Annotated in this window: 10 protein-coding genes; 9 read left to right on the forward strand and 1 reads right to left on the reverse strand. The window is 74.2% G+C overall.

The window, feature by feature from the left end; genetic code table 11:
* Positions 1 to 43 precede the first annotated feature (43 nt).
* Positions 44 to 277, forward strand: coding sequence for a hypothetical protein (locus DEI81_RS16350; protein WP_111011648.1), 234 nt, complete (start codon positions 44 to 46; stop codon positions 275 to 277).
* Between the two features lie 1,050 nt (positions 278 to 1,327).
* Here the strand turns inward: DEI81_RS16350 and DEI81_RS16355 are convergent.
* The gene (locus DEI81_RS16355; RefSeq protein ID WP_181434970.1) at positions 1,328 to 1,492 is read right to left on the reverse strand and encodes a hypothetical protein; all 165 of its coding nucleotides are present in this window, start codon (positions 1,490 to 1,492) and stop codon (positions 1,328 to 1,330) included.
* Positions 1,493 to 2,028: 536 nt separating this feature from the next.
* On the opposite strand from DEI81_RS16355, the gene DEI81_RS15600 reads away from it, so the two are divergent.
* The 8 genes from DEI81_RS15600 to DEI81_RS15635 all read left to right on the forward strand — a co-directional run bounded on the left by DEI81_RS15600 (position 2,029) and on the right by DEI81_RS15635 (position 11,716).
* Complete coding sequence (locus DEI81_RS15600) at positions 2,029 to 2,886, forward strand: glycosyltransferase family 2 protein (RefSeq protein WP_111011649.1); 858 nt, start codon at positions 2,029 to 2,031, stop codon at positions 2,884 to 2,886.
* Positions 2,883 to 3,941: a glycosyltransferase family 2 protein gene (locus tag DEI81_RS15605; protein WP_181435451.1), complete on the forward strand. Its 1,059-nt coding sequence runs from the start codon at positions 2,883 to 2,885 to the stop codon at positions 3,939 to 3,941. Before DEI81_RS15600 ends, DEI81_RS15605 begins: the two co-directional genes overlap by 4 nt.
* A complete protein-coding gene (locus tag DEI81_RS15610; RefSeq protein WP_111011651.1) occupies positions 3,938 to 5,323 on the forward strand; it encodes a lipopolysaccharide biosynthesis protein in 1,386 nt (461 codons plus the stop codon). The genes DEI81_RS15605 and DEI81_RS15610 overlap by 4 nt, the downstream gene beginning before the upstream one ends.
* Complete coding sequence (locus DEI81_RS16440; RefSeq protein ID WP_220035702.1) at positions 5,320 to 7,308, forward strand: glycosyltransferase family 2 protein; 1,989 nt, start codon at positions 5,320 to 5,322, stop codon at positions 7,306 to 7,308. The genes DEI81_RS15610 and DEI81_RS16440 overlap by 4 nt, the downstream gene beginning before the upstream one ends.
* Positions 7,305 to 9,137, forward strand: a complete 1,833-nt coding sequence (locus DEI81_RS15620; RefSeq protein WP_111011652.1) for a hypothetical protein — start codon at positions 7,305 to 7,307, stop codon at positions 9,135 to 9,137. Before DEI81_RS16440 ends, DEI81_RS15620 begins: the two co-directional genes overlap by 4 nt.
* 93 nt (positions 9,138 to 9,230) lie before the next feature.
* Complete coding sequence (locus tag DEI81_RS15625) at positions 9,231 to 10,265, forward strand: glycoside hydrolase family 16 protein (RefSeq protein WP_111011653.1); 1,035 nt, start codon at positions 9,231 to 9,233, stop codon at positions 10,263 to 10,265.
* Between the two features lie 21 nt (positions 10,266 to 10,286).
* Positions 10,287 to 11,189, forward strand: coding sequence for an alpha/beta fold hydrolase (locus DEI81_RS15630; protein ID WP_111011654.1), 903 nt, complete (start codon positions 10,287 to 10,289; stop codon positions 11,187 to 11,189).
* A gap of 14 nt (positions 11,190 to 11,203) precedes the next feature.
* A complete protein-coding gene (locus tag DEI81_RS15635; protein WP_111011655.1) occupies positions 11,204 to 11,716 on the forward strand; it encodes a 2'-5' RNA ligase family protein in 513 nt (170 codons plus the stop codon).
* Positions 11,717 to 12,474 lie beyond the last annotated feature (758 nt).

The following is a 12,474-nucleotide window of genomic DNA, read 5'->3' on the forward strand; positions in this document are numbered from 1 at the left end:
CACCGCCCCCGCCCGTCCCTCGGGCCCACACCGGAGAAGACCGATGCCGTTCGTCCCCACCCTCACGGAACCGTTCCGCACCCAGCTCGTCGCTGCCGCTTCCGCGCGCGCCGCTGACCCGACGACCACCACCGCCTTCGTCGACTTCGTGCGACGCGAGTACCACGCGACGCAGGACTTCGAGCGCACCGCCGACGTCGCCGCGATCTGGGCGGCGTTCACGCACGTCCGCCCCGCGCGGTCCGTCCCGTCCGTCGCCACCGCGTCCGCCGCCTGACCGCAGCGGGCCGCCTGACCGCAGCGGGCCGCCTGGCCGCAGCGGGCTGCCTGGCCGCAGCGGGCTGGTGCGGCGTGTTCCGTCCGCGCCCGTCGGCATCGGTCGGCAACTCAGGACCGGGCCTCCGGGCCGGGAGGCGCGGCGGAGGTTCCGCACGATCCTCCTGATTCGTCGACCGAGGAGGGCCGGGCCGGGGTCGGCGCGGGCCGGTGCCGTTGCGGCGAGGGCCCTCCAGCGCCGGTTCGGGCGGCTGCGCGCGGGTGCGCGCCTGCACGCGGCATCGGTCGACAACTCAGGATCGGGCCTCCCGGTCGGGAGGCGCGGCGCGGGTTCCGCACGATCCTCCTGATTCGTCGACCGAGGAGGCGCGGGCCGGGGTCGGCGCGGGCCGGTGCCGCTGCGGCGAGCACCGGCCAGCGCCGGTCCGGGGTGGGTGCGCGCTGGTGCGCGCCTGCACACCGGTGCCTGTCGACGATTCAGGATCGGGCCTCCCGGCCGGGAGGCGCGGCGCGGGTTCTGCACGATCCTCCTGATTCGTCGACCAGCGACGGGGGCTGGGCGGGGTCGGCGCGGGCCGGTGCCGTCGCGGCGAGGGCCCTCCAGCGCCGGTTCGGGCGGCTGCGCGCGGGCGCGCCTGCACACCGGTGCCTGTCGACGATTCAGGACCGGGCCTCCCGGTCGGGAGGCGCGGCGCGGGTTCTGCACGATCCTCCTGATTCGTCGACCAGCGACGGGGGCTGGCCACGCTTCGCGCGCCCACGGCCCACGGCCCACGGCCCGCGCGCCCGCGCCCCGCGCGCCCCGCGCGCCCGCGCGCCCGCGCCCACGCCGCGCGCGGCCGCACCACGGGCGGGCCCGCCTCCCGGGTAACGAGCATGTGAACGGACCCAGGGAGACGACCCCAGAACGGGGCACGCGACGGGGAGGCCCGGACCGGCTCGAGCGCGTCCCCCGGCTCCCGGAGAACGCACGTCCTCCGGACGCTGCCGAGGGGTGCAGGACGAGCTCGGAAGCGCCCCGAACGGGGTACAAAGCCGGAGCGGTCGGAGGTCAGGGTCCGTCGATCGCGACCACGATGACTCCCGTGCCACGGAACCGGCCACAGGTCGCCGCGCCGCACAGCGCGCAGTCGGTCCCGCGCCGGTAGTGCTCGTGGGCCTGCCGCTCGTGTCCGCAGACGCACCGCTCGCGGGGGTCGACGTCGCGACGTGCCATCGGGTCCTCCGGGCGTGGATGGAACTGGGCGGGGCGGATGGTTCGACCAGGTCGGCCGTTGTCGATCCTATCCGCCGGACTCGCCCCTCATCGGGGGGCGATCGGGGGACAGCTCGGGTGCTCATGGGGGTTCCCGGAGAACGGTCGCTCCCCGTCCGTGAGGAGCACGGACCGCGCCCGTCCTCCAGGACTCCGGCCCGGCACCGCAGACGCCGACCCGCGTGTACCCCGACCGCGCAGGGTGGACAGGGGGCTCTTGTCCCTCGGGGGCGGGGAGCGTATGTTCCTGCTCACCACCACCCTTACCCGAGGGTGGCGAGGATCAGCTCCGGCCGGTCGGTTGCTCACCCGAGAACCCGAACCCGAACCGCCGACCGTGTCGACGTTGATCCACGCTGCACCACGAGGGCAGAAGGCTGCCCTCGCCGACCCTTCCCTGGCCGGCCGTACCGACCCGTCGGTGCGGGTCGATCGCGGAGGGGTCCAGACCGGCTCCCGAGGCCGGTCGTCACCCGAACCCGAAAAGTGGACACAGCATGAACCCGAACTTGCCTGCGCCCCTCAACGCCCCGATCCCGGCGGAACCGACGATCAGCATCGTCATCCCGGCACGGAACGAGGCGAAGAACCTGGCGCTCGTCCTGCCCACCCTGCCGCCGGTGCACGAGGTCATCCTCGTGGACGGCGACTCGATCGACGGCACCGCCGCGACCGCGAAGGCCGTGATGCCCGACATCCGCGTCGTGTCCCAGACCCGGCGCGGCAAGGGCAACGCCCTCGCCTGTGGTTTCGCCGTGGCGACGGGTGACGTCATCGTCATGTTCGACGCCGACGGTTCCGCCGACCCCACCGAGATCCCGCGCTTCGTCGAGGCGCTGGTGGCCGGGGCCGACGTCGCCAAGGGCTCGCGCTTCCGCCTCGGCGGTGGCAGCGAGGACATCACCGGCGTCCGTCGCGTGGGGAACGCCGGGCTCAACGTCCTGACGAACCTGCTGCTCGGCACCGACTACACGGACCTGTGCTACGGCTTCAACGCGTTCCGGCGGTCCGTGCTCCCGCACCTCGACCTGCCCGCCGTCGACGCCGCGCCCGCGGCCGACGGTCGGATGCTCTGGGGCGACGGGTTCGAGATCGAGACGATCATCAACTGCCGGATCGCGTTCGCCGACCTGGCCGTCGTCGAGGTCCCGAGCGTCGAACGACTGCGGATCCACGGCGAGAGCAACCTCAACGCCGTGTCGGACGGCTTCCGCGTGCTCAAGACGATCCTCGATGAGCGCACGCGCGGCCTGGCCGCTCGCCGCGTCGCCCGGACCGCCGCGAGGACCAGATCAGTGCACCCCGCCGGGGGCGCGATCGCGGTGCCGGCGCGTCAGCGTCGGGACGTCGCGTGACGGTGTGGAACCCCGCCGTCAGCGTCGTCGTCTGCGCGTACACGCAGCGACGGTGGGGTGACCTCCAGGACGCCGTCGACTCCGCGCTCCTCCAGCCGGAGGCCACCGAGGTCGTCGTCGTCATCGACCACGAGCCGGAGCTCCTCCGCATGGCGCAGACGCGCTGGCCGCACCTCACGGTCGTGGCGAACCGTGGTCCCCAGGGTCTGTCCGGTGCTCGGAACACCGGCATGCACGTCGCGTACGGAGACGTCGTCGCGTTCCTCGACGACGATGCCACCGCGGCCGAGGACTGGCTCCGTCATCTCGTCGCCCCGTTCACCGACCCGAAGGTGATCGCGGTCGGCGGGCGGGCGGAGCCGGTCTGGCCCGCGGGTGCCCGTTCGGCGATGTACCCCGACGAACTCCTCTGGATCGTCGGTTGCAGCCACCGCGGCCTCCCCGAGGAGCTCGCCGAGGTCCGCAACGTCCTCGGCTGCTCGATGGCGTTCCGGCGTCGTCCGGCGCTGGCCGCGGGCGGCTTCGACACCGACACCGGTCGCGTCGGCGCGGTCCCGCTCGGCGGCGAGGAGACGGAGCTCTGCGTCCGCCTCCGGCAGCAGGACCCGGAGGCGCGCATCCTGCTCGACCCCCGAGCCGTCGTGCACCACCGGGTGAGCGCCGACCGCGCCACGTGGTCGTACGTCCGCAGTCGGAGCTACCACGAGGGCATCTCGAAGGCGATCCTGGGCCGCAAGCTCGGCCGCGAGGACGCCCTGTCCAGCGAGACCGCCTACGCCGCGCACGTGCTCCCGGCAGCCCTCGTCCGCGAGTTCGGCCAGGTCGGACGAGGTGGTGCGCGCCGCATCGCGGCGATCGCGCTCATGGCGACCGCGACCATCGCGGGGTACCTGCGCGCGGCACGGGCGACGCCGACGCTCGGTGCCGCCACGGTCCTCCCGTCCGTCCCCATGGGGACCGGACCCGCGTCATCCGTTCCGGCCCTCCCGTCCGTCGGTCTGGAGGCGCGACACCCGTCCGCCTCGCAGCTCCGCGGCGAGGTGGTGTCCGGGTGAGCGACCAGGTCCTCACGCCCGCCGTGTCGACGCCGGCACGCACGACCATCGGTCGTCGCGTGACGCTCGACTCGATCTGGATCCTCGCCGGCTACGCCGTGACGAGCGCCTCCGGGTTCGTGTTCTGGGTGGTCGCGGCGCGGATCATCCCGCCGGGGAAGCTCGGCGTCGACACCGCGATCTTCTCGATCTTCACGGCCGCGGCGCAGGTCGCGGCGTCCGGGATCGGGGACGCCCTGCTCGTCATGTTGCCGGGGCTGCGTCGCTGGCGCCGACCGCTCTACCGCGTCGGCGTCCTGACCGCGGTGCTCGTCGCGACGGCCGCCGGGGTCGTCGCGGGCGTGCTCGTCGTCCGGTTCGTCGACCCCGCCGCCCCCGCGTGGTCGGTCGTGCTCGGCGTCACGCTCTCGAGCGTCGTGTGGACGCTGTTCGTCCTCAAGGACCCGGTGCTCACCTCGCTCGGTGGGGCCCGGCTCAACCTGACGATGAACGGTCCGGTCAACCTCGCCAAGCTCGCGCTCATCCCGGTGCTCGTCGCACTGGTCGGCGCGGTCGGCAACCCCGTGCTCGTCGCCGCGGTCCTCCCGGCGGCCGGGGCGCTCGTCGTCGCCTACGGGATCCTGATCCCCCGGAGGATGCGCACGTTCGTCCCGGTCGTCGGGAACGCCGCGGAGCCGGGCCCGGAGGTCGCTCCCGCGTCCACCGACGAGGAGCGGCCGTTCCGCCGGTTCGCGGCCTTCGCGGGCCGGGTCGGCGTCGCGAACGGCCTGTACCTCGGTGGGGTGCTCATCATGCCGTTCCTCGTGACGACCGTCGCGGGCAGCGCGCAGGGCGCCCTGTTCGCGCTGTGCTTCCAGATCGGGCAGGTGCTCGACCTCGTCGTCATCGCGATCGGCACCTCCATGGCGACCCACGCGTCCACGAACCGCAGCGAGGCTGGCGCGCTCGCGTTTCGCACCTGGCTCGCCGTGGTGACCATCGTCGGGCTCGGGGTGGTCGCCCTCGTCGCGCTCGCGCCGTTCGTCCTCGGCCTCCTCGGGCACTACTACGTCGCCGCCGGCGGCGTGGCGGTGCTCAGCACGCTCGCGATCGGCTCCGTGCTGCGGACGGCGTACGAGGTGTGGGGGTCCATGCAGCGATCGCTGCACCGCACCACCGCGGTCCTCGTCGTGAGCGCGTCGTCGACCGTCGTCCTCGTGCCCGTCGCGATCCTGTGCATCGGCGCCTGGGGCGCGCTCGGCGGGGCCATCGCGATGGTCGTCACCACGGTCGGCCTCGCCGCGGTGGGGTTCGTCGGGCTCCTCCGCGCCCGACACGCGCCGGGCACGGGCCGACACAGCGCCGTCGCCTCGCCCGCCCCGATCACGGGAGGCGCCGCGTGACCATCGGAACCGACCGCGTGCTGCACCGTCCCATGACGAGCCCCGTTCCTCCCGTGTGGGCCGGCGCACTCTGGGTCGGCGACCTCGACGTCCGCGAGCTCGACGACGCCGTCGCCCGGGACGCCGAGGTGCTGCGGCTCGACGGCGCCGAGGGCTACCGGGGCGCCCGGCTCCTCGTCCGTCGCGGCGACACGGTGCTCGGCTTCGTCGAGGTCCCGGTCGTGGCCGGGGGCCTCGCGATCCCGGTGCTCGCCGACGCGGCCGCACGGTTCGACCGGGGTGCCGCGGAACGCGCGGAGTCCTCGGCGCCGGACACCACCGCGGCGACCGTGACCGTCGTGATCTGCACCCGCGACCGGGCCGACCAGCTCCGGGACGCCCTGCGGAGCGTGCTCGCGGTCGACCATCCGGCGTTCGACGTCGTCGTGGTGGACAACGCGAGCGCGACGACGGCCACCGCGGACCTCATCGCGAACGAGTTCACGGACCCGCGTGTGCGCCTCGTGCACGAGGCGGTCCCGGGGCTGTCGAGCGCACGGAACACGGGCCTCCGACACGCGACGGGCGACGTCGTCGCGTTCACGGACGACGACGTCGTGGTCGATCCGGGTTGGTTGACGGCGATCACCCGTGCATTCGCGAGCGCGCCGGACGTCGAGTGCGTGTCGGGACTCGTGCCGAGCGGCGAACTCAGGACCCCGGTGCAGCGGTACTTCGACGACCGCGTGTCCTGGTCCCGGAACCTGCGTCGCCGCGAGTTCCGGCTCGCCGAGCAGCCCGCCGACCTGCCGATGTTCCCGTTCTCGGTCGGCGAGTTCGGCACGGGCGCGAACTTCGCCCTCCGTCGGCGCACCGCTCTGGAGCTCGGCGGGTTCGACACGGCGTTCGGCGCCGGGACCCGCACGGGCGGCGGCGAGGACCTCGACGTGTTCACCCGGGTGCTGTTCGCCGGCGGGGCGCTCGTCGTCGACCCGTCCGCGCTCGTGTGGCACCGCCACCGCTCCGACCTGGCGGCGCTCCGATCGCAGGCGAAGGGCTACGGCGTCGGGCTCGGCGCGTGGCTCACGAAGGTGGCCCTCGAGCCCCGCATGGCGGCCCGCGCGGCCCGTCGTGCGCCCCAGGCCTTCGTCCGGCTCGTCGGCAAAGGCGCCGGCGGGCTGGCGGAGGGACCCGAACACGCCGTCGGCGGCACGGACCCGAGTCCGCCGCCGACGGTGGGGTCCGCTCACGCCGGCAGTGTGACCGCGATGTTGATGGGCTCGACCGCCGCGGCCGTTCCGACCACCGCCGGTTCGACCGCCGCGACGGCCCTGACCGAGCCCACGGCGCTCGTCGCGACCCCGACGCACGAGGAGCTCGCGCGCGAGGTCCGCCGCGTCGGCCGGCTCGAACTCGCGAGCGTCCTGCTCGGTCCCGCCCGGTTCCTCCGGCAGCGGTGGGACGGAGCGACCGTCCTCGACCCCGCGTCGCGCACCGCGGTGACCGACGCCGGCGCGCCGGCCACGGCCTCCACCATGCCGGTCCGACGCCCCACCCCCTGGGGCATCGTCGCGGCGCTCGTCGCCCTCGTCGGGCTGACCGCACTCGTGCCCGACACCGCGGAGTGGTGGCGCGGCATCGCCGTCGGTGCCCTCGTGCTCGTCGGACCGGGCGCGGCCCTGCGGACCTGGATCGACATGCGACCCTCGACGACCCTCGTGGTGGTGCCCGCGACGGGCATCGCGGTCACGATCCTCCTCACCGCTGCCATGGCGGCCACGGGCATCTGGGGCGTGGACGGGACGCTCGTCGTGATCGCACTCCTGACCGCCGCCGGCGGCCTCGACCGGTGGGTCCTCGCGGGACGGCGACCCGAACGCCGCACCGCCCATCGGTCGAGGGTCCCGCGGTTCGAACGCTGGCTCACCGAACGGGCCACCGTCGTCCGTGGCCGCCTGCGTCCCGTGCGCCGCCACGGACGCGCCGAGGAGGGAGCCTCGTCGTGACGACACCGACCCTCCTCCTCGCGGGCCTGCGGGCCACCGGTTTCCGGTCCGCCAGCGTCACCGTTCCGCGGTCGCGCGCGCACGTCGTCGTGGCGACCCGGCTCGTCGTCGTGGCGGCACTCGTGGTGGCGGTGGTGTCGATCCCCGCGATCCCGTCCGCGACGCACACCACCCTCGGGCTGCTGTTCGCCGGCGTGCCCGGCGTGCCGATCGCGATCGGCCTGTCCGGCCTCGGGTTCGTGCTCGCGGTCCGGTCGGGCTCCGTCGTGGACGCGTGGGCGGCGACCGTCGTGTCGGTGCTGTGCATGCGCCTCCCGACCGCCCTCGGGGTCGGCGCGCCGATCTACAGCTGGACCTACAAGCACCTCGGGGTCGTCGACTGGATCCAGCACCACGGGCACGTCGCCACGGGGGTCGACATCTACGCGGGGTGGCCCGGTGTGTTCGCGGCGATCGCGTGGTTCTCGACCGCCACGGGGATCTCGCCGGTGTCGATCGCCCAGTGGTTCGAGGTCGGCGCGGACATCGCCCTCGTCGGCGCCGTCGGCGCCCTCGCACGGTCCCTCGGGACGTCGCGACTGAGCGCCGTCACCGCCGCGTTCATCGTCGGCGTCGCGAACTGGGTCGGCCAGGACTACCTGTCTCCGCAGGCCGTGTCGTTCCTCCTCGGGATCGTCATCGTCACACTCCTGGTCCGCAGCCGCACGCGTCCGGTGCTCGGATGGCTGACCCTGCCCCTGTTCGCCGCGATCGCGGTGTCCCACCAGTTGACGCCGTACTGGCTGCTCGTCGTCGCGGCCGCGTTCGGCGTGCTCGGCACGGTCCGGCCGCGGACGATCGTCGTCCCGTTCGGGATCCTCGCCGGCCTCATGGTGCTGCTCAACTGGCACCTCGTGCAGGAGTACACGACGGGGCAGGCGTTCGACCCGCTCGCGAACGCGCAGACCGCGTCGACCGGTGCCGGCAGCATCGGCATGACGGTGACGGCACTCGCGGCGCGGGCGGTGTCCCTCGGCGTCTGGGGGTCGGCCGGGTTGCTCGTCCTGGCCGGGCTCCGTCCCGACCGCTTCGGCGGCACACGGCTCCGCCGCTGGAGCACCCTCCGGCTGGCGGTGGTCGCCTTCGCGCCGTTCGCGCTCCTCGCCGGGCAGAGCTACGGCGGCGAGGCCATCTACCGCGTGTTCCTGTACTCCGTCCCCGGCTGCGCCGTCCTCATCGCGCCGGTGCTCGTCCGGTGCATCCGCGCGGGCGTCCGGGGCCGCGTCGACATCCGGACGGGAGGCGCGGTCCACGCCCGTCGATCGAGGAGCGCCGTGCTCGCCGGTCGACTCGCCCTGACGGGGACGGCGGTCGCCGTCGTCGTGGCGTCGCTCGCATCCGGGCAGGCGGTCTACGGTGCCTGGTTCTCCAACCTCGTGACGCCGGCCGAACTCAGCGTCAGCACGCAGCTGCTCGAGACCGCGCCCGTGCCGTCCCAGCTCCTCGCGCCCGCCGCCGCCGGACCCGGGCGGATGACGGAGCAGTACGTCGACCAGGCGCGCGTGGACCCGCAGTTCGACGCGAGCATGACGACCTGGGCGGGGTGGGCCGGACAGTCCTTCCGGGACCCGGCCGTCGAGCAGAAGCTCACCACGGCCCTCCGGGGCGGCGGGCGCCCGGTCTACATGCTCATCACGGACCAGATGGTCGACTGGGCCGAGTACAACGGCACGTACCCCCACGGCGCGCTGCAGCGGCTCAGCGGACAGATCGCTGCGGACCCGCGCTGGACCACCGTCGTGTCGGCGCCCGGCGTGGTGCTGTACCGGCTGACGGGGACGACCTCGTGACCGCGATCGCGCGTCGTCCGGACCGCGTTCTGCCGACACCGACGGCCGTCCGCGTGGGCGCTCCCGCCACCGAGCGGCGGTGGGAGGACGCTCGTGCCGACCCCGACACCTGACGCGTTCCCCGTCGCCCGGATCGTCGAGCACGGCGGCGTGCCCCTCCACGACCGCACCACGCGACACGGCGGGACGGCTCGGCACGGGGGTTCGGCGCTCGCGCGTGCCTCGGACGGCGGGCGCACGATCCCGGTCCCACGGCGGCGTCGCCCCCTGCTGTGGATCGTCGTGCTCGCCGGGGTGGTCGTCGTGGCGCTCGTCGTCGCCTGGGCCGTCCGGCCGCGAGGAGGAGACCCGGTGACCCAGCCCGCGCCGACCCCGAACGGGACACCGTCCTCGACCCCGAGCCCGTCCGGCGTCGTGCGCGACGACTTCGACGGCACCGCGGGGTCTCCGCCCGACCCGTCCGTCTGGACCGCACAGACCGGGGCCGGTGGCTGGGGCAACGGCGAACTGCAGACCTACCAGGCGGCGAACGGCGTGCTCGACGGCAGCGGGCACCTCGTGCTCACCGCGCACGTCGGGGGCACCCCCGCCACGCCGACCTACACCTCGGCCCGGCTGACCACCGCGGGCAAGTTCTCGTTCACCACCGGCACGCTGTCCGCCCGGATCGAGCTGCCCGACGGCCAGGGGCTCCTGCCCGCGTTCTGGTTGCTCGGCTCGGACGTCGACCACGTCGGATGGCCCGCGGCCGGTGAGGTGGACATCGTCGAGACGCCGAACACCACCGCGGACTCGGTGCACACGGTCCACGCGCCGAGCACCACCTCGGACACCCAGGACGTCGCGTCGAGCACGACCGTCCACCACAGCACACCGCTGAGCGACGGCTTCCACGTGTACTCGGTGTCGCGCACCGCCGACAGCATCACGACCGCCATCGACGGTCACACTGCGATGCGCATCACCCGCTCCACCGCTCCGCCGACCATGCGCTGGGTGTTCGACCAGCCGATGGACGTCCTGTTCAGCCTCGCCGTCGGCGGGAACTGGCCCGGTCCGCCGGACGCGTCCACCCCCACGACGTCACGGATGGTCATCGACTGGATCCAGGTGGATTCCCGAGCCTGACGATCGTGGTTGGCTCGGGGCATGCCCATCGTGTCGACCCCCGTCGCCGACCTCGAGTACCACGACGACGGACCGGCCGACGGCACCCCGGTCCTGCTGCTCCACGGGTTCCCCGACACGCCCGCGACCTGGGACGGTGTGCTCGCGCTCCTGCCCGACGACGTCCGGGCGATCCGGCCGATGCTCCGCGGAGTGGGTGCGAGCCGGGTCCGTGACGACGCCGCCGACGCCCGGTCCGGTCAGGTCGCCGCGCTCGCCGCCGACGTCCTCGACCTGGCCGACGCGCTCCGACTCGACCGGTTCCTGCTCGTCGGGCACGACTGGGGCGCCAGGGCCGCGCACGCCGTCGCCGTGCTCGCTCCCGAGCGACTCACCGGACTCGTCACGATCGCGACGCCGTACGGGGACCGGGGACACCTGAGCGCGGCGGAACGACTCGACGACGCGGCGGTCGCCTGGTACCGGTACTGGCTCTGCACCGAGGCCGGCGCGCGGGCCTTCCGCACCGACCCCACCGCGCTCGTCCGGTGGGCCTGGGCCAAATGGTCCCCCTCGCTCCGGCTCGACCCCACCGAGGAGCAGGCCATGCTCGGGGCGTTCGACACGGACGAGTTCGCCGCCGACGTCGTGCACTACTACCGACACGGTGCGGGCGAGGCGCCCGGCTCGCCCCGGTACGCCTCGACCCAGGCGCTCCTCGACACGTGGCCGGCGATCACGGTGCCGACGACCTTCCTCATCGGCACGGCCGACGGGTCCGAGACCCTGCCCGCAGCCCGGGGCAACGAGGCGTCCTTCGCGAGCGGACGCGACCTCGTCGAGCTCCCCGGCGTGGGCCACTTCGTCCAGCGTGAGGACCCCATCGCCGTCGCCGCCGCGGTCCGCGCACACCTCGACCGCGTGCGCCGCGCCGCCGACGCCTGAGGGGCCCCCGCACCGTGCGCAGCATCGAGCTCGTCTTCGACGACGCCACCGACGGCGCCCTCCGTGCCGGATGGCGGGCCCTGGTCGACGCGGGGCTCCCGAGCCTCGCGCTCCACGACAGCCCGTCGAACCGGCCGCACGTGACCCTGGTGGCCGGGCCGACGCTGGAACCGGTGCCGTCCCTCCCGGGCGTCGCCGCCACCCACCCTGCCGAGGTGCGGTTCGGCGGCCTCACCCTGTTCCCGGCCGCCCGTGGGCGGTTCGTGCTCGTGCGCGCCGTCGTCGTGTCCGAGGCACTCGGCGCGTTCCACCGCCGCGTCCACGAGGTCGTACCCGGGGGCCTCCCGACGAGCCTGCCGGACGCCTGGTCGCCACACGTCACCATCGCGCGACGCCTGCCGCCCGAGGCGCTCCCCGCAGCGGTCTCCGCGCTCGCGGCGGTCCCCGTGCCCGAGTTCGGCGCGGTCGCCGGCGTCCGGTTCTGGGACGGGGACGAGCGGGTGGTGACGCCCCTCACCGGTGTGTGAGGCGCGGCCGCGCGACCGCGCTGCCGCGTGACCGCGTGACCGCGCGACCGCGCGACCGCGCGACCGCGTGGCCGCGTGACCGCGTGAACGCGTGTGTCGACAACGCAGGAAGAGGGCGTCTCCGGCGGGGTCGGGCCTCCGCTCCGGACCTGCGTTCCTGCGTTGTCGACGGGGCGCTCGGGGTTCGAGGCAGCTGCTGTTGCTCCGGTCCGTTCCGTCCGCCCACCCCGTCCGGCCGTCCCGTCCGTTGGCTTCTCCCGTTCGCTCCGCTGCCACGTGGACAACGCAGGAAGACCGCGTTCACTCGGGGGTCGGGTCCCTGCAGCGGCACCATTTTCCTGAGTCGTCGACGGGCCGCTGCCGCCCCGAGGCGGGTGCCGTTCCTCCGGGTCGTTTCCACCGTTCGCTGTGGCCGCTCGCTGCGATCGTGCGCTGCGCACGGTTCGCTCCGCTGTCGTGTCGAGAACGCAGGACGACAGCGTCGCTGGTGGGGCGAGGGCTCTGCTCCGGGCTTGGGTTCCTGCGTTGTCGACGGGTCGCTGCGGCCCTGAGGCGGGTGCCGTTCCTCCTGGGCGCTTCCATCGTCCGCTGCGATCGTGCGCTGCGCCCGTGCGCTGCGCACGGTTCGCTCCGCTGTCGTGTCGAGAACGCAGGAAGACGGCGTCGCCGTTGAGGGGCGCTTCGCCATTCGCGCCGATTTCCTGATTCATCGACGGTCGGGATGGGATGGGATGGGATGGGACGGGACGGGACGGGAC

This window comes from Curtobacterium sp. MCBD17_013, assembly GCF_003234565.1.
GTDB lineage: Bacteria > Actinomycetota > Actinomycetes > Actinomycetales > Microbacteriaceae > Curtobacterium.